Source organism: Pseudoflavonifractor sp. An176 (assembly GCF_002160435.1).
In the GTDB taxonomy this organism is placed as follows: Bacteria; Bacillota; Clostridia; order Oscillospirales; family Oscillospiraceae; genus Enterenecus; species Enterenecus faecium.
The window spans coordinates 231415-248373 of the sequence record NZ_NFKO01000001.1 but is presented as its reverse complement, the minus strand read 5'-3'; the positions used below and the strand labels follow the sequence as shown (position 1 = coordinate 248373).

17 protein-coding genes are annotated in these 16959 nt (G+C 59.4%); 8 read left to right on the top strand and 9 right to left on the bottom strand.

Going from position 1 to position 16959, the window contains the following annotated elements; all coding sequences use genetic code 11:
- Positions 1 to 46 precede the first annotated feature (46 nt).
- The 3 genes from B5F12_RS01175 (at position 47) to B5F12_RS01165 (ending at position 2827) form a co-directional block, all read left to right on the top strand.
- Positions 47 to 544 carry a sigma-70 family RNA polymerase sigma factor gene (locus tag B5F12_RS01175; RefSeq protein ID WP_087229012.1) on the top strand — a complete coding sequence of 166 codons (498 nt, stop codon included), beginning with the start codon at positions 47 to 49 and terminating at the stop codon, positions 542 to 544.
- Complete coding sequence (locus tag B5F12_RS01170; RefSeq protein ID WP_087229009.1) at positions 541 to 1452, top strand: zf-HC2 domain-containing protein; 912 nt, start codon at positions 541 to 543, stop codon at positions 1450 to 1452. The genes B5F12_RS01175 and B5F12_RS01170 overlap by 4 nt, the downstream gene beginning before the upstream one ends.
- Before the next feature lie 118 nt (positions 1453 to 1570).
- Entirely contained in the window at positions 1571 to 2827 is a 1257-nt protein-coding gene (locus B5F12_RS01165) for a diaminopimelate decarboxylase (RefSeq protein ID WP_087229006.1), read from the top strand.
- Between the two features lie 40 nt (positions 2828 to 2867).
- Here the strand turns inward: B5F12_RS01165 and B5F12_RS01160 are convergent, their stop codons facing one another.
- The 9 genes from B5F12_RS01160 to B5F12_RS01120 all read right to left on the bottom strand — a co-directional run bounded on the left by B5F12_RS01160 (position 2868) and on the right by B5F12_RS01120 (position 12594).
- On the bottom strand, positions 2868 to 3551 hold the full coding sequence (locus B5F12_RS01160) for a VTT domain-containing protein (RefSeq protein WP_242954856.1): 684 nt from the start codon (positions 3549 to 3551) through the stop codon (positions 2868 to 2870).
- A gap of 149 nt (positions 3552 to 3700) precedes the next feature.
- Complete coding sequence (locus B5F12_RS01155; protein ID WP_087229003.1) at positions 3701 to 6211, bottom strand: heavy metal translocating P-type ATPase; 2511 nt, start codon at positions 6209 to 6211, stop codon at positions 3701 to 3703.
- Positions 6212 to 6224: 13 nt separating this feature from the next.
- Entirely contained in the window at positions 6225 to 6485 is a 261-nt protein-coding gene (locus tag B5F12_RS01150) for a metal-sensing transcriptional repressor (protein WP_087229000.1), read from the bottom strand.
- 126 nt (positions 6486 to 6611) lie between these two features.
- Positions 6612 to 7004, bottom strand: coding sequence for a thioesterase family protein (locus B5F12_RS01145; protein WP_087228997.1), 393 nt, complete (start codon positions 7002 to 7004; stop codon positions 6612 to 6614).
- Positions 7005 to 7302: 298 nt separating this feature from the next.
- Complete coding sequence (locus B5F12_RS01140) at positions 7303 to 8424, bottom strand: ABC transporter substrate-binding protein (RefSeq protein ID WP_087228993.1); 1122 nt, start codon at positions 8422 to 8424, stop codon at positions 7303 to 7305.
- Positions 8425 to 8448: 24 nt separating this feature from the next.
- Positions 8449 to 9336 carry an ABC transporter permease gene (locus B5F12_RS01135; RefSeq protein ID WP_087228990.1) on the bottom strand — a complete coding sequence of 296 codons (888 nt, stop codon included), beginning with the start codon at positions 9334 to 9336 and terminating at the stop codon, positions 8449 to 8451.
- Complete coding sequence (locus tag B5F12_RS01130) at positions 9333 to 10187, bottom strand: ABC transporter permease (protein ID WP_087228986.1); 855 nt, start codon at positions 10185 to 10187, stop codon at positions 9333 to 9335. Before B5F12_RS01130 ends, B5F12_RS01135 begins: the two co-directional genes overlap by 4 nt.
- On the bottom strand, positions 10177 to 11367 hold the full coding sequence (locus B5F12_RS01125; protein WP_087228983.1) for an ABC transporter ATP-binding protein: 1191 nt from the start codon (positions 11365 to 11367) through the stop codon (positions 10177 to 10179). Before B5F12_RS01125 ends, B5F12_RS01130 begins: the two co-directional genes overlap by 11 nt.
- Positions 11368 to 11607: 240 nt before the next feature.
- Complete coding sequence (locus B5F12_RS01120; RefSeq protein ID WP_087228980.1) at positions 11608 to 12594, bottom strand: RluA family pseudouridine synthase; 987 nt, start codon at positions 12592 to 12594, stop codon at positions 11608 to 11610.
- Positions 12595 to 12741: 147 nt separating this feature from the next.
- Here B5F12_RS01120 and B5F12_RS01115 point away from each other — a divergent pair, with 147 nt between their 5' ends.
- The 5 genes from B5F12_RS01115 to B5F12_RS01095 all read left to right on the top strand — a co-directional run bounded on the left by B5F12_RS01115 (position 12742) and on the right by B5F12_RS01095 (position 16862).
- Positions 12742 to 13245, top strand: a complete 504-nt coding sequence (locus B5F12_RS01115) for a DUF177 domain-containing protein (protein WP_087228977.1) — start codon at positions 12742 to 12744, stop codon at positions 13243 to 13245.
- A 47-nt stretch (positions 13246 to 13292) separates the two neighbouring features.
- Positions 13293 to 13472 (top strand): 50S ribosomal protein L32, encoded by a 180-nt coding sequence (rpmF, locus tag B5F12_RS01110; protein WP_087228973.1) that lies wholly within the window; start codon positions 13293 to 13295, stop codon positions 13470 to 13472.
- 187 nt (positions 13473 to 13659) lie between these two features.
- Positions 13660 to 14988, top strand: a complete 1329-nt coding sequence (der, locus tag B5F12_RS01105) for a ribosome biogenesis GTPase Der (protein ID WP_087228970.1) — start codon at positions 13660 to 13662, stop codon at positions 14986 to 14988.
- A gap of 3 nt (positions 14989 to 14991) precedes the next feature.
- On the top strand, positions 14992 to 15858 hold the full coding sequence (locus B5F12_RS01100) for a glycerol-3-phosphate acyltransferase (RefSeq protein WP_087228967.1): 867 nt from the start codon (positions 14992 to 14994) through the stop codon (positions 15856 to 15858).
- A complete protein-coding gene (locus B5F12_RS01095; protein ID WP_087228963.1) occupies positions 15855 to 16862 on the top strand; it encodes an NAD(P)H-dependent glycerol-3-phosphate dehydrogenase in 1008 nt (335 codons plus the stop codon). Before B5F12_RS01100 ends, B5F12_RS01095 begins: the two co-directional genes overlap by 4 nt.
- Positions 16863 to 16959 lie beyond the last annotated feature (97 nt).

Sequence of the window (16959 nt, the reverse complement as noted above, 5' to 3'; positions counted from 1 at the left end):
AGATTTTCCCCACTCCCCAGTCTTATGGGTGGAAGGAGGTGGTGGCGTGACCGAGTTTGAAGAGATATACCGGACCTACTTTAATGACGTGTACCGGTATCTGCTGCGTCTGTCCGGAGACCAACATGTGGCGGAGGAGCTCACCAGCCAGACCTTTTTTAATGCCATGCAGGGCATCCAAACCTTCCGGGGCGACTGCGAGGTGCGGGTGTGGCTGTGTCAGATCGGGAAAAACTGCTACCTGACCTATGTGAAAGGTGAAAACCGCACCCACCTGCTGGATGAGGCCCAGCTATTGGAGCTGCCAGAGGAGGGAGACTCCCCGGAACAGCTGTGTGAGCGGCGGGACCAGGCCATGCGTATCCGCAAGGTACTCCACCAGCTGCCGGAGCCCTACAAAGAGGTGTTTCTGTGGCGGGTGTTTGCCGAGTTGAGCTTCAAGGAGATTGGCCAGATGTTCGGAAAGACCCACAACTGGGCCTGTGTCACCTATCACCGGGCCAAAGCCATGGTCAGACAACGATTGGAGGAGAACGAAACATGAAACAGGAATGCAGCATCGTCCGAGACCTGCTTCCCCTGTATGTGGAGGATATGGTCAGCCCAGAGACGGCGGCGTTTGTGGGGGAACATTTGAAAACCTGTGAGAGGTGCCAGGGGGAGTACCAGAGCCTGCACCAGCCCCCAGATATAGCCCCGCCCCCCCAGGAAGAGCACCCAGAGGCCCCGCTGCGGCTGCTCCAGCGAAAATTGCTGCTCAAGCGAATACAGACTGCCTTGTTGGCCGGAGCATTTGTGCTGGTGATACTCTTGTCCGCCTTTGCCATCCTCTCTGCGCCCCGCTATTTCCCCTACACCGCCCAGCTGTTGGAGGTGACAGAGCAGGCAGACGGCAGCCTCACCATCACCTTTGACCAGGCGGTGACCCAGTGCCAGGTGGAGAGCCTGGGCACCCAGGAGCCGGACAACCAGAGCGAGAGCTATTCCATTCAGGCGTGGACCTCTCCCTGGGACCAGTGGTTTTCCCGTTCCGGGAGTCGCACCCTCACCATTACCCCCCACACCGACCGCCCGGTGCGGGTGTACTACGCCCAGAACAACGGGCAGGGGGACGTATTGGTGTATGGGGAACACCCGGATGGAGGGATGGAGACCCTGCCTCGGCTGGTGCTGGGCTACTATCTGTTCCTGGCGGCGGGGGTGTTTGCGGTGCTCCTGGTGGTGTGGCTTACAGCGAAGAAAAAGCCCAAGGTCCGAACATGGGTGGGGCGGGCCCTACTGCTGCCCCCCGCCTATGGGGTGGGACATCTCATTGTGCTGGGCTTCACCACGGTGTCCTATTGTGCCACCCGGGACTTCATCCTCATTGTGGCCATTGGGGCACTGGTGTACTGCCTGGTCCTGCTGGCGGCCAGCCTCTACCGCTTGTGGAGGGAGTTGAGATCAGATTGAGGGGAAGTGGGGAATTTCTCATGGTTGACAAAATTCTATCCTTTTAGTATGATAAAGCGTGATATATCTGCGGTCTCGTTCAAAGGGGAGCGTCAGCCGCATCAAAGGAGAGAAAACCATGAAGAAACCGTTCCTCACCCTGGCTCAGGCCAAGGAGATTCGTGAGACCTATCCCACCCCGTTCCACATCTACGATCAGGCGGGGATTGAAGACAATGCCAAGAAGCTGTACCAGGCTTTCTCCTGGAATCCCGGCTTTAAGGAATATTTCGCCGTGAAAGCCACCCCCACCCCCAGAATTCTGAAGCTGCTCCACGCCCAGGGCTGTGGCGTGGACTGCTCCTCCCTCACCGAGCTGATGATGGCAGAGCGCTGTGGATTTACCGGCCATGAGATCATGTTCTCCTCCAACGAGACCCCCGCCGAGGAGTTCCGCTACGCCCACAAGCTGGGGGCCATCATCAACCTGGACGACCTGACCCACGTGGACTTCCTCTATGACACCCTGGGCTGTGTCCCCGAGACCATCTCCTGCCGTTACAATCCCGGCGGCACCTTCACCCTGGGGGAGAGCAAGGAGGGCTTCCAGGTCATGGACAAGCCGGGGGACGCCAAGTACGGCATGACCAAGGAGCAGATGAAGCAGGCGTTCACCCGCCTGAAGGAGCTGGGGGCCAAGAACTTCGGCATCCACGCCTTCCTGGCCTCCAACACCCTGTCCAACGACTACTATCCCGCCCTGGCCCGGGTGCTCTTCGAGCTGGCCGTGGAGCTGCAGCGGGACACTGGCTGCCACATCACCTTCCTCAACCTGTCCGGCGGCGTGGGCGTGCCCTACCGCCCCGAGCAGCCCGCCAACGACATCGCCATCATCGGCGAGGGGGTGCGGAAAGCCTACGAGGAGATTCTGGTGCCTGCGGGCATGGGGGATATCTCCCTTTGCACCGAGCTGGGCCGCTTCATGCTGGCCCCCTATGGACACCTGGTCACCACAGCCGTCCACGAAAAGCACATCTACAAGGAGTACATCGGAGTAGACGCCTGCGCTGCCAACCTGATGCGCCCCGCCATCTACGGTGCTTACCATCATATCACCGTGCTGGGCAAGGAGGACGCCCCCTGTGACCACGTCTACGACGTGGTGGGCTCCCTGTGTGAAAACAGCGATAAGTTTGCCATTGACCGCGCTCTGCCCCAGATCGACAAGGGCGACATTCTGGTCATCCACGACACCGGGGCCCACGGCTTTGCCATGGGCTACCAGTACAACGGCAAGCTGCGCTCGGCCGAGCTGCTTTTGAAGCGGGATGGCTCGGTGGAGCTGATGCGCCGGGCGGAGACCCCCGACGACTACTTTGCAACTCTCGTTTGGTAACAAGAAAACTTCCCGTCCGGCACCGCCGGGCGGGAAGTTTTTAGTCTTTGTTCATGCGCTGTAAAATGGCTTGTTCCACCTTGTCCCCGTATCGCATGGCCACGAGAAACACCGCCAGCCCGATGAGGCCCATGAGGACCATGGCCCAGGGTGGAATGGAGAGGGCGGAGCCACCCACGCCGCAGGCCACCAGCAGGCCCCAGGGCCGGGCCACCAGGCAGAGGATGAGAAAGCGTTTCAGGCTCAGGTCGGTGAGCCCTGCCAGAATACACAGCAGGTCGTCGGGGAAGAAGGGAAAGAGAAAGGCCAGAAAGAGGAACACATCCCGCTTGCGCTGGATGACGTCCAGGTACTTGCCGGACACTTTCTCACTGACAAACTGGTGGACAAACTTGTGGCCCAGCACCCGGGCCAGGAGAAAGACGATGACAGAGCCCAGCACCACCGCCCCCCAGGTGAGGAGAAAGGCGGGCCAGAATCCAAACATCACAGACCCCACCAGGGCGGTGATGTTGCTGGGGATGGGGGCGACGATCACCGAAATGAGCTGAATGACAAAGTACATCAGGTGGGACCAGGGAGAGAACTGGGCAATATAGGCCTCCATGGCCGACCTGGAGTGGAGGGTCTGGAAAAAGCCAGTGGCGTACAGGGCGTAGACGCAGCCGCCCAACAGAGCTATGGTGACAAGCCACAACAGGGCCTGTTTGATACGTGGGTTCACAACTTCCCACCTCCTGGGAAAAGATAGGAATATTGTAGCAGATTGTGTCGGAAATAAAAAGATGTCAAACCGTTAGGATTTTATCAAGAAAAAGTTAAGATAGGAGAAGAGCCGCCCACACAGGGGCGGCTCTTCTCGGTGTTGTGAGGTCAGTCGATGGCGGTGACCTGATATCCGGCCCCTTCCACGGCGGCCTTGAGGGTGTCGGCGGACACGTCTCCGGTGACGGTGGCGGTGCCGCTTTCCAGATCCACCTGGGCGGACACGCCGGGGATGGCGTTTAGAGCCTGGGTGACGTGGCTCACGCAGTGGGGGCACATCATGCCCTGGATGTGGATGGTTTGAGTCATGGTAGGTTCTTCTCCTTTCAATTCACAGCAGGTGTTCTTGCACACCGCTGGGGTATCCGATTTGGTAGGGCGGAAGCGGCGCAGCCGCAGGGCGTTGGTGACCACGCACACCGAGCTCAGGCTCATGGCGGCAGAGGCCAGCATGGGGGAGAGCTGGAGATGGAACAGGGGATAGAACACCCCGGCGGCCACGGGGATACAGATGGCGTTGTAGCAGAAGGCCCAGAACAGGTTTTCCTTGATGTTGCGCAGGGTGGCCCGGGATAGCCGCACGGCGGTGACGGCGTCCAGCAGGTCGCTCTTCATCAGTACCAGGTCGGCGGAGTCCAGGGCAATGTCTGAGCCTGCCCCAATGGCAATGCCCACCTCTGCCCGGGCCAGAGCGGGGGCGTCGTTGATGCCGTCTCCCACCATGGCTACCTGATGGCCCTGGGCTTGCAGCTGGGCGATGTGGCCCTCTTTTTCTGTGGGCAGTACCTGGGCGATGACCTGAGACACCCCCACCTCCTGGGCGATGGCCTGAGCGGTGGCAGGGTGGTCTCCGGTGAGCATCACAACCTCCAGTCCCAGCTTGTGCAGTTCCGCCACGGCCTGGGCGCTGGTGGGCTTCACGGTGTCTGCCACCCCAATGACACCTACCAGGGTGGTGCCCTGGGCGAAGTACAGGGGAGTGTGGCCCTTTTCTGTGAGGGCCTGGGTGCGCTGGGCCACGGAAGACAGGTCTACCCCCGCTTCCTCCATCATGGCCTGGTTGCCCGCCAGGAAGGGGAGACCCTGGAGGGTTCCGGTCACGCCCTTGCCGTGGACGGCCTGGAAGTCCGCCACCTCCTGGAGAGGCAGATTTTGAGCCTGGGCGTGGGCCACAATGGCCTGGCCCAGGGGGTGCTGGGAGGGGTGCTCCAGGCTGGCGGCGATGGTGAGCAGCTGCTGTTGGGACAGTTGACCCACCGGGTACACCCCAGTCACCTGGGGCTTGCCCTGGGTGATGGTGCCCGTCTTGTCCAGTACGATGCAGGACACCTTGCCCAGCTGCTCCAGGGCTTGGGCGGACTTGATGAGAATGCCGTTCTGAGCGCCTACGCCTGTGCCCACCATAATGGCCACAGGGGTGGCCAATCCCAGGGCACAGGGGCAGGAGATGACCAGAACCGCCACGGCAGAGGTGAGGGCCTGGGCCACCGTGTGGCCGCTCACCAGCCACACCAGGGCGGTGACCAGGGCGATGCCCATGACCACGGGGACGAAGATACCCGCCACCCGGTCGGCCAGCCGGGAAATGGGGGCCTTGGAGGAGGCGGCCTCCTCCACCAGGGCGATCATCTGGGACAGGGTGGTGTCCTGGCCCACCTGGGTGGCCCGGACGGTGAGCACGCCGGCGCCGTTGAGACAGCCGGACATCACCCGGTCTCCCTCTCCTTTGTCCACCGGGATGGACTCTCCGGTGAGGGGGGACTCGTCCACGCTGGACACCCCAGACACCACCATCCCGTCCACGGGGAGGGAGGAGCCGGGGCGGATGAGGAGCAGGTCCCCCACCTGTACCTCCTGGGTGGGAATGGTCACCTCCTGGCCGTCCCGCAGCACGGTGGCGGTCTTGGGGCTCAAATCCATGAGCCGGGCGATGGCCTGGCCCGTCTTGCCCTTGGAGCGGGCCTCCAGAAACTTGCCCAGGGTGATGAGGGTGACAATCATGGCGGCCGACTCAAAGTACAAGTCCATGGCGTACCGCTCCACCAGGGCGGTGTCCCCGTGGCCCAGCCCCCAGCCGATGGCGTACAGGGCCACAATGCCGTAGAGCACGGCGGCGGAGGAGCCCACGGCGATGAGGGAGTCCATATTAGGGGCCCGATGCCAGAGGGAGCGGAAGCCGTTTATAAAATAGGCCCGGTTGATGATGAGGGGGGGCAGGGTGAGCAAGAAGAGGGTGAGGGCGTATACCATGGCGTTTTGGGTGCCGTGGAAAAAGTGGGGTATGGGCCAGCCCATCATGTGTCCCATGGACAGGTAGAACAGGGGCAGCAGGAAGACCAGGGAGGAGACAAAGCGCACTTTCAAGGACTTCTGGGCGTCGGACACGGGAGCGGGAGTGGGGGCGGCTGTTTCACCCATCACCGTGGCCCCGTATCCGGCCTTGGCCACCGCTTCGCAAATCTGCTGGGCGGTGAGGGGCTCTTTATAGGTCACCGACATGGAGTTGCCCAACAGGTTCACCTGCACCTCCTGGACACCATCTAGCCCCTTCACCGCCTTTTCCACGTGGGCAGAGCAGGCGGCGCAGGTCATGCCGGTGACGGAAAACTTCTGTTTCATGGCGTGGCCTCCTTTACAGCAGCTTACCCAGCGCGGCCACCAGCTCGTCCACCTTCTGGGCTCGCTCCTGGGGGGTGTCCGCCTGCTCCACACAGTGCTTCAGGTGGGCGGTGAGCACCTCCTTGTTGGCCCGGCGCACCAGGGCGTCCACCGCCAACAGCTGTTGGGAGATGTCCATGCAGTAGCGGTCCTCTTCAATCATGGTTAAAATTCCGTCCAATTGTCCTCGGGCGGTTTTCAATAGGCGAGTCACGGTTTTGGCATCGGCCATCATGACGCATCCCTCCTTGTGTTGGAATAACACCCCCCTGGGGGGTAGGGTTATCCTAGCACAAAAGTAGGAGAAAGTCAAGAAAAAACGGCGCCGCATAAGGTGGTACCTTTGCGGCGCCGAGTGGGGTTAGCCCTCCAGCTTGCTCTGGGTCTTGGCCATAAACTTCTCTGCGTGGATGATGAAGCGCTCGTGGATGCCGGAGCCGATCTCGCCCCGCTCGTCGTAGGCGTGGACCTCGAAGGTGACCTTGCGGCCCTCCACAGCGGTGACCACGCTCTCCGCCCACACCTTCATACCCACAGGGGTGGCGGAGGAGTGGGCGATGTTCAGGTGAGTACCCACGGAGCTCTCGCCGGGAGCCAGGCAGGGGATGAGGGAGTCCGAGGCGGCGTTTTCCATCATGGCCACCATATAGGGGGTGGCAAAGACGGGCACCAGACCGGAGCCCACCGCAGTGGCGGTTTTCTCCTGGGTGACCACGGACTCAAAACGGCCCTTGAGGCCGACTTCAATGGACATGGGGATTCCTCCTTTGTGTTGTCTGGACACAGTGTACCCGAAATTTACTCTCTTGACAAGAGAAAAGAGCGGCGCCAACGGACACCGCCCAAATCAAGAGCACTTTGCTTGGCTCGGGGCCTCGCAGAGTTCCGTCACCAGCAGGTGACGGAAAAATCTAAATTGCGTCATTTCCACGGACATGTGCCGGGGAAATGACACTTCTCATGTGGGGTGGAATGACTTTTTCGTCAGAAATCGAGTTCCACCCCACATGCAAGCCTCCTCCCATAGAAGTCCATGGACTTCTATGGGAAGCTTAAAGGCCCAGCTGAATCCAAAGATCGTTGTACAGATCGCGGGTCTCCTGGGGGAGCACCACGTAGTTCTCGCACTTTTTCAGCACGTCGGCAGAGGGGGCCATGATCTCGTAGAGCTCCGGGTCCAGCTCCTCACCGTAGGTCTCTTTGTAGTACTCGGGGTACTTCTCCAGCGCCTCGGTGTTGGGGGAGGCGTACCAGATATAGTCCATGTTGGCCAGAGAGGCGTTGGTGGAGGCCATGAAGTTGATCCACTCCTCCGCTTCAGACCCATGCTGAGCATTTTTCAGAATGCACCAGGCGTCCACAAACCAGTTGGCGCCCTCCTCGGGGATGACATAGGCCAGGTCGGGGTTGTTCTCGTACATGGACAGGTAGTCGCCGGCGTAGTAGGTGGCAATGGCGGCGTTGCCCTGCTCCATCTTGTTGAACACCTCGTCCATCACCTTGCCCTGGAAGACGCCCCGGCGGGTGGCGTCGGCGATGAGGTCATAAGCCTGACGAATCTCGTCCTCGTTGGTGGTGTTCACCGAGTAGCCCAGGTAGATGAGGGCGTTGCCAAAGGCGTCCCGGGAGTTGTTGATGAGCAGCACGTTGCCACGATTGGCGTCATCGTACAGGGAGGACCAGCTGGTGATCTCGCCGTCCACCATGGTCTTGTTGTAGATGATGCCCAGGGTGCCCCAGGTGTAGGGCACAGTGTACTCGTTGTTGGGGTCAAAGGCCAGGTTCTTGAACTGGTCCCCAATATAGGAGTAGTTGGGGATGTTGTCGTAGTTCAGGGGCTGGAGCATGTCCTCCTCAATGAGCTGGGAGATCATATAGTCGGAGGGGCAGATGACGTCGTAGTTGGCGCCGCCATTTTTCAGCAGGGAATACAGGGACTCGTTGCTCTCAGCGGTCTGGTAGTTGACGGTGATGCCCGTCTCCTCCTGGAACTGGGCGATGAGGTCCTCGTCGATATATTCGCCCCAGTTGCACACGTTGAGCACCCGCTTGCCGGTGTTGGTGGCGGCGGTGTTGGTGTCGGCCTCGGGGTCAATGCGCTCAATGGTACAGGCGGAGAAGCAGAAGCCGCCCACCAGCACACAGGCCAGAGCCGCAATGGCTAGCTTTTTCAAAGGTTCATTCCTCCTCGATGAAAATCAATAGACCCGCTTGGCGGCGGCCTTCTCCGCTCGAATCTCCCGGACATTGACGATGATCAGCAGCACCAGCACCACCCCGAAGAGGATGGTGGACACGGCGTTGATCTCCGGGGTAACGCCCTTTTTGGTCATGGAGTAGATCTGCATGGCCAGGGTGGAGGTGGAGGAGCCGGCGGTGAAGTAGGAGATGACGAAGTCGTCCACACTCATGGTGAAGGCGATGAGGGCACCGGAGACAATGCCAGGCATGATCTCCGGCAAAATCACCTTAAAGAAGGCCTGGGGCCAGGTGCAGCCCAGGTCCTGGGCGGCATCCACCAGATTTTTGTCCATCTGCCGCAGCTTGGGGGCCACGGAGAGGATGACATAGGGGATGTTAAAGGTGATATGGGCGATGAGCAGGGTACCAAAGCCCAGGGATAGCTGGTGGAAGGTGACCCGGTACTGGGTGCCGAAGAGGTCGATGATGAGCCGATAGTGGGAGGCCAGGTAGTTCCAGCCGCTGAGGGCGGCCACAAAGAACAGGCACATGGCCACGCCGGTGACGATGTCGGCGTTCATCATGGGGATGTTGTTGATGGTGAGCAGGGGCTCCCGGAACTTCCGGCGCATGGAGTACAGGCCAATGGCGCTGAGGGTGCCCACCACTGTGGCAATGAGGGTGGCCAGCACCGACACCAGCAGGGTGTTGTACACGCTCTTGATGATCAGCTGATTTTGGAACAGCTTGGCATACCACCGCAGGGAGAAGCCCTTCCACACCACGCTGGAGTCTGCGGCGTTGAAGGAATAGAAAATGAGCAGCAAAATGGGGGCGTAGAGGAAGAAGAACACCACACCGATGAGGATGCGGTTGCCCAGGCTGTTTTTCTTGTTCAGACTCATAGCATCACCGCCTGTTCTTCGCCCTCACCGAAGCGATTCATAATCCACATACAGGCCACCACAATGACCATCATCACCAGGGCGATGGCCGAGCCCAGGTGGGGGTTGTAGGCCCCGCCCAAGAACTGCTGTTCAATGAGGTCGCCCAGCAGCATCTGAATGCCGCCGCCCAACAGCCGGGAGATGGCGAAGGTGGACACAGAGGGGACAAACACCATGGTCACGCCGGAGAGAATGCCGGGCAGGGACAGGGGCAGGATGACCTTGCGGAACACCGTGGCGGTGTCGGCCCCCAGGTCCTGGGCGGCCTCCAGCAGGGTGTTGTCCATTTTGATGAGGGTGGAATAGATGGGCAGCACCATAAAGGGCAGGTAGTTGTACACCATACCCACCACCACAGCCCCCTGGGTGCCAATCATCTTGAAATAGTGAATGTCCGTGCCAAAGAGGTTGTTGATGAGATCAAACAGGCCAATGGCAGCAAAAAACTGGTTGATGAGACCGTTGTTTTCCATGATGGACATCATGGAGTAGGTGCGCAGCAGGAAGTTGACCCACATGGGCAGCATGATGAGGAGCATGGCCACCCGCTGGAAGCTCTTGCCCTCTTTGGCCATGGCATAGGACAGGGGATAGCCAATGAGCAGGCACACCAAGGTGGCGATGATGGCCAGCTTGAAAGAGCGGGTGAAAATTACCGTAAAGGTGCCCATACGGGTGAAGTTCTCCCCGGTAAAGGAGAAGTCGGCGGTGGTGAAGGCGTAGATCACCACCATGATGATGGGGGCCACCACAAAGAAGGCCATCCATCCCACATAGGGGATGGCCAGGAGGGAACGCTTATTCTTCATGCCCGTTCTCCTCCTCCTCGGGCTCATAGTCCGCATCGCCGATCTCTTCGTATTCCTCGGAGTAGGAGGAGTAGTCTCCGAACATGCCGGAGTACTCGCTCTTTTTCATCACGTGAATGCAGTCGGGGTCCAGGTGGATGCCGATAACGGTGCCCACGGGATGGTATTCGGTGGTCTGAATGAGCCACTTAAAGCCATAGAAGTCCACGATGGTGTCGTAGTGGACGCCCTTGAAGGTCACAGAGGTGACGGTGCCCTTGAGCTGGCCCTGGTTCTCTGCCACAATGTCCACGTCCTCGGGGCGGATGACCACGTCCACCGGCTCGTCCTTGTCAAAGCCCTTGTCCAGGCAGCGGAATTTCCGGTTGAAGATCTCCACCACCTCGTCGGCCCGCATGATGCCGTCGATGATGTTGGACTCCCCGATGAAGTCGGCCACAAAGGCGTTTTTGGGCTCGTTGTAGATGTCCTCCGGGGTGCCGATCTGCTGGATGCGGCCGCCGTCCATGACCACCACGGTGTCGCTCATGGCCAGAGCTTCCTCCTGGTCGTGGGTGACGTAGATGAAGGTGATGCCCATCTCCTGCTGGATGCGCTTGAGCTCGTTTTGCATGTCCTTGCGCAGGCGCATGTCCAGAGCGCCCAGAGGCTCGTCCAACAGCAGCACCTTGGGCTGGTTGACCAGGGCCCGGGCGATGGCTACCCGCTGCTGCTGACCGCCGGAGAGGGCGGAGATGGAGCGCTTTTCAAAGCCCTTGAGGTTGACGATTTCCAGCATTTCCATTACTCGCTGGTGAATCTCCTTTTCGGGAATCTTCACCTTCTTGGCGGTGGACTTGCCGTTTACCACATTGGTGACGGTTTTGCCCAGACGCAGGCCAAAGGCCACGTTTTCATACACATTCAGGTGGGGAAACAGGGCGTATTTCTGGAATACGGTATTCACTTCCCGCTTGTGGGGCGGGACATGATTAATCCTCACGCCGTCAAATAAAACATCCCCAGAGGTAGGCGTAAGAAACCCGCCGATGATACGAAGCGTGGTTGTCTTGCCGCACCCACTGGGACCCAGCAGCGTGAGGAACTCTTTATCATTGATATACAGGTTGATGTGGTCCAATACCACGCCATCATCGTAGGCCATGACGCAGTCTTTCAGGCGGATCAGCTCCTTGGACATGTGTCCTCCCTCATTTCTATGGTTGTTTCTAAAATGTCAGCTCCCTCGATATTTGTCCCGGCCAGTGCCCTCCAGCGGACAGCCCAATTTGGGCCCGGGGTTTCACGGATAGCGAGTTACACTATATTATGTCGATGGAGAAATGTCAATCATGTTTTTGAAAAAAACAGCCCCATTTCCGGTCAAAAAACAGGCCGCCCAAGGGGCGGCCTGTGGGGGTGAATGGCGGAATGTGGAAACTCAATCCTGGGGCGACCATTGAGTGGAAAATTTGGGGAAATACTGGGGGACAAAGTCAATGTCCCGCACTGTCCACTCCATGCCGTTGAGATGGGAAAGGCATCCTCCGTCGGTGGTAAACTCAAAGCGCAGCTTGTAGGAGTACAGGGCCTGATAGCTTCGGCCAAACGGACGGTTGTCCCGCTCGCGGCCGTACTTGCCGTCCCCCAGCAGGGGGTGCCCGGCGGCGGCGAACTGGGCGCGAATCTGGTGGGTGCGCCCGGTGATGAGATCGCATTCCACCAGGGACAGCCCGCCTTCGGTTGCCAGGGTATTATATAAGGTAAGGGCGGTCTTGCCCCCGGGGACCGGGTGGTCGTACACCTTCACCTGGGCCTTGTTCTCATCTTTGAGGATAAAGCCCTTCAGTTCCCCCTTCCGGGGGCGCATCTCTCCCCGGATAACACACAGGTACAGTTTGGTGAGCTCCCGGTCCTTGATCTTCTGGTTCATGATGCGCAGCGCCTCGGCGGTCTTGGCGGCAATGACGATGCCCCCGGTGTTGCGGTCAATGCGGTTACAAAGGGCGGGGGCAAAGGAGTTCTCCCAGTAGGGGGACCACTCCTTCTTCTGGTAGAGGTAGGCCTGAATGTGGGTCAGCAGGGTATTCACCCGCTCCTGGTCGTCGGGGTGCACCACCATACCCGGGCGCTTGTTTAGAAGCAGAATGTGCTCGTCCTCATACACAATGTCCAGCTGGGGCTTGAACACGGAGAGAAACGCATTTTCCCGATTTGGGGTTTGAAAAAACTCGTCGTTGATGTATAATTGTAATACGTCCCCCACTTCCAGGCGCACGTCCCGCTTGGAGCCCTTGCCGTTGCGCTTGACCCGCTTGAGGCGGATGTACTTCTGGGCCAACGGGGCGGGGAGGAGGGGCACGGTCTTGGCCAGCCAGCGGTCCAACCGCTGCCCGGCGTCATTTTTTCCAATGGTAAATTCCTTCAATCACCATCACTCCTGGACTGTCAAGATACTGCCACCAGTGTACCATGATTTTTGGTGAAAAAAAAGAGAGAAAAAATCAAGAAACCATTTGACAAGTGGGAGACTCTTGAGTATAATACCATTTGTGCCGTTATGCGAGGTGTGCCGATGAAACTGGATTTGAAGCAAATTGCCCGTCAGCCGGGCGCCACCCTTCCGTTTTCCTTCCAGATGGACCTAACTCAGCTGGAGTGGAACGGAGACCACCCTGTATCCCAACCTGTCACTGTGGAAGGCAGAGTGCGGAATATGGCGGGGGTGCTGTTGCTCCAGGCCAGCATGGCAACCACCCTGTCCCTCATTTGCGACCGCTGCGCCCAACCCTTTTCCAAGGAGAAGACGGTGGACTTTGAGTCCATGCTGGCTACCGAATTGGAAGACGAGGAAAATGATGATATCATTTTGCTGGATGGGGAGATGCAGCTGGATCTGGAGGAGTTGCTGGGTGACGTGTTCCTCCTGAATATGGACACGAAGAATCTCTGCTCTCCAGACTGCAAGGGGCTGTGTCCGGGCTGCGGTGCAGACCTGAACCATGAGCCTTGCCGTTGCAAGAAGGAGATTGATCCCCGTCTGTCCAAGCTGGCCCAGCTGTTGGGTCAGGACGGATGATTTGTAATGTTATGTCTGCGGACATTGACCGATAAGGAGGTGTCAAAATGGCCGTCCCTAAGAGTAAAGTATCCAAGCAGCGCAGAAACAAGCGTCGCAGCTCCGTGTGGAAGCTGGAGACTCCCGGTGTCAACACCTGCCCCAAGTGCGGTGCTGTCCGCCTGCCTCACCGCGTCTGCAAGAACTGCATGACCTACAATGGTCGTGAGGTTACTGTGAGCGAGTGATCGCCTGTGATGAAAAAGAGGCTGTTGCAAAGTGCGCTTTGCGACAGCCTCTTTTACGTACTTTTCTGGTGAAAGGGCTGAAAAGCCCGGTTTTGTCAAAATTTGCTTTTCATAGTCTGTGAAGTTTGATATACTGACTTTTAACAATATAAAATAATCTGATCGTTTCGAGTAAGGAGGGATTTTCATGGCGAGACCATTGGTGGCCATTGTGGGCCGCCCCAACGTGGGTAAGTCCATGCTGTTTAATAAGCTGACGGGAAAGCGCCTGTCCATTGTGGAAGACACCCCCGGCGTCACCCGCGACCGCCTCTACGCCCAGGCCGAGTGGCTGGGCCGCACCTTCGATCTGGTGGACACCGGCGGCATTGAGCCCGGCACCGACAACGAGATTCTGTCCTTTATGCGTCTCCAGGCGGAGATTGCCATTGAGTCGGCCACGGTGATCATCTTTGTCTGCGACATCCGCACCGGAATGACCGCCGCCGACCAGGAGGTGGCTGGTATGCTCCAGCGCTCCAAGAAGCCGGTGATCCTGGCGGTGAACAAGATGGACTCCACCGGACCCACCAACCCGGACATCTACGAGTTCTATAACTTAGGGCTAGGTGACCCCTATCCCATTTCCGCCGTCCACGGCCATGGCACCGGCGACCTGCTGGATGCCTGCCTGTCCTACTTCCCCCCCGAGGAGGACGAAGAGGAGGACGACGATGTGGTGAAGGTGGCCATCATCGGCAAGCCCAACGTGGGCAAGTCCTCCCTCACCAACCGGATTCTGGGCCAGGAGCGGGTTATCGTCTCCAACGTGGCGGGTACTACCCGAGATGCGGTGGACAGCTACTTTGAAAATGAGACGGGCAAGTACCTCATCATCGACACCGCCGGTATGCGCAAGAAGTCCAAGGTGGACGACCGCATCGAGAAGTTCTCGGTGCTCCGGGCCACCATGGCCATTGAGCGCAGCGACGTGTGCCTCATTATGATTGACGCCCAGGAGGGTGTCACCGAGCAGGACACCAAGGTGGCAGGCCTGGCTCACGAGGCGGGCAAGGCCTGTATCATCGTGGTCAACAAGTGGGACGCCATCGAGAAGGACGACAAGACCATGAAGCGCATGGAGGAAGAAGTGCGCCGGGATCTGTCCTATATGACCTACGCGCCCATCCTGTTTATCTCCGCCATGACAGGCCAGCGGGTGGACCGCCTGTTCCAGGTCATCCAGAACGTGGTCAACCAGGCCACCATGCGCATCCCCACCGGTGTGCTCAACTCGGTGCTGGCCGATGCCCAGACCCGGGTGCAGCCCCCCACGGACAAGGGCCGCCGCCTGAAGATCTACTATATGACCCAGGTGGGCGTCAAGCCTCCCCACTTCGTCATTTTCTGCAACGATGCCAAGCTGTTCCACTTTTCCTATCAGCGTTATATCGAGAACCAAATTCGTGCCACCTTCGGACTGGTGGGCACTCCGGTGCGCATCACCATCCGGCAAAAGGGTGATAAGGAGGAGTAAGTCGTGCTGAACTATGTGTTGGACTCTGCCCATGTGTCCGGGGGCTGGCTGGCCCTGGCGGCGGTGGGCATTGCAGTGCTGGCCTACTTTTTGGGCTGCTTCAACGGGGCCGTGGTGGTGTCCCGGTACATCCTCCGGGACGACGTGCGCAACCACGGCAGCGGAAACGCAGGTCTGACCAACTTCTACCGCACCTTCGGCGGCCCCTTGACCCTGGTGGTCATCCTCTCGGACGCCGTGAAGGCCGTGGTGGCGGTGCTGTTTGCCATGTGGATTGCAGGCTCCATCTCCCCTGAACTCATCGCTCTGAGTAAGTACTGGGCGGGCCTCTTTTGCCTGCTGGGCCACATGTTCCCCGTGACCTTCCAGTTCCGGGGCGGTAAGGGCATTCTGTCCGGCGGTACCATCGCCCTGATGATGGACTGGCGGGTGGCCCTGGTGGTGTGGGGCGGATTCCTCATCCTGGCCATTGCCACCCGGTATGTGTCCCTGGGCTCCTGCTGGGCCGGACTGTCCTTCCCCTTTGTCACCTGGTTTGTCTACCAGGATGAGCTCATCACCGTTCTGGCTGTCATCATCGGCGGCCTGATTCTGTGGAAACACCGGGGCAACATGGTGCGCATCGCCAAGGGTACCGAGTCCAAGTTCGCCCTGCACAAGAAAAAGGAAGCGGAGGCGGAACCGGAAGCGCCTGACCCCTCGGAAGAGATAGAGGAGACGATGGAGGAGCAGGGTGAGCCTGAGACTCCCGCCGACCAGGTGGACGAGGAGACCTCCGAGCAGGAGGAGGAATCTTCCACACAGGAGGAATCGGCTGAGGAAGTGTCCGACGACCAGGAAGAGAAGAAGCTTCAGGAGGGTGAGGCATGAACATCACCGTGGTAGGCAGCGGCGGCTGGGGAACGGCCCTGGCTCTGGTGCTGCTGGAAAATGGACACCAGGTGTCCATGTGGTGCCGCCGAGCGGAGAAATGCCAAGAGATGCAGGAGAGCCGGGAGAATCCCGTGCTCCCCGGGGTGAAGCTGCCTCAGGAGCTGGAGCTGACCTGTGACCTGAACGTCCTGACCCAAAGCCAGGTGGTGGTTCTGGCCACCCCCTCCTTTGCCGTGCGTGCCACCTCCAAGCAGATTGCCCCCTATCTCAAGGCGGGCACCGTGCTGGTGAGCGTGGCCAAGGGCATTGAAAAAGACAGCTGTCTGCTGCTCCACCAGGTCATTGAGGAGGAAATCCCAAACTGTCCTGTGGTGGTTCTCTCCGGCCCCTCCCACGCCGAAGAGGTGGCCCGTGGGCTGCCCACCGGTGTGGTGGTGGCCTCGGAGAACAAGGAGGCAGCGCTTCTGGCTCAGGACATCTTCATGAACCGCAATATGCGCCTGTACACCTCCCCGGACATTCTGGGGGTGGAGATCGGGGCGGCCCTGAAAAACGTGGTGGCCCTGTGCACCGGCTGCTGTGTGGGAATGGGCTACGGAGACAACACCAAGGCCCTCATCATGACCCGGGCCCTCACCGAGATGGCCCGCCTGGGTGTGGCCATGGGGGCCAACAAGGAGACCTTCGCCGGGCTGTCCGGCCTGGGCGACCTCATTGTCACCTGTACCTCCATGCACTCCCGCAATTGCCGGGCGGGCATTGCCATCGGCAAGGGCACGCCTGTGGCCGAGGCTGTGGGTGGCAAGGACGGCACGGTGGTGGAGGGCTACTATGCCGCTGCCTCTGCCCGTCAGCTGGCCCACAAGATGGGCGTGGAAATGCCCATCGCTGAGGGCGCCTATCAGGTGCTCTATGAGGGCAAGGACCCCCATGTGATTCTGGGCCAGCTCATGGTGCGGGAGCGCCGCTCCGAGCTGGAGCTGGAAGAGATCTGGCTGTAACGTTTTTGATGCGAGAATGAAACAGAGCCCGGAGAGATGAAACCATCTCTCCGTACTCTGTTTTTTTGTTCTCAAAACTTCCTGGGTGTTTGGGAGG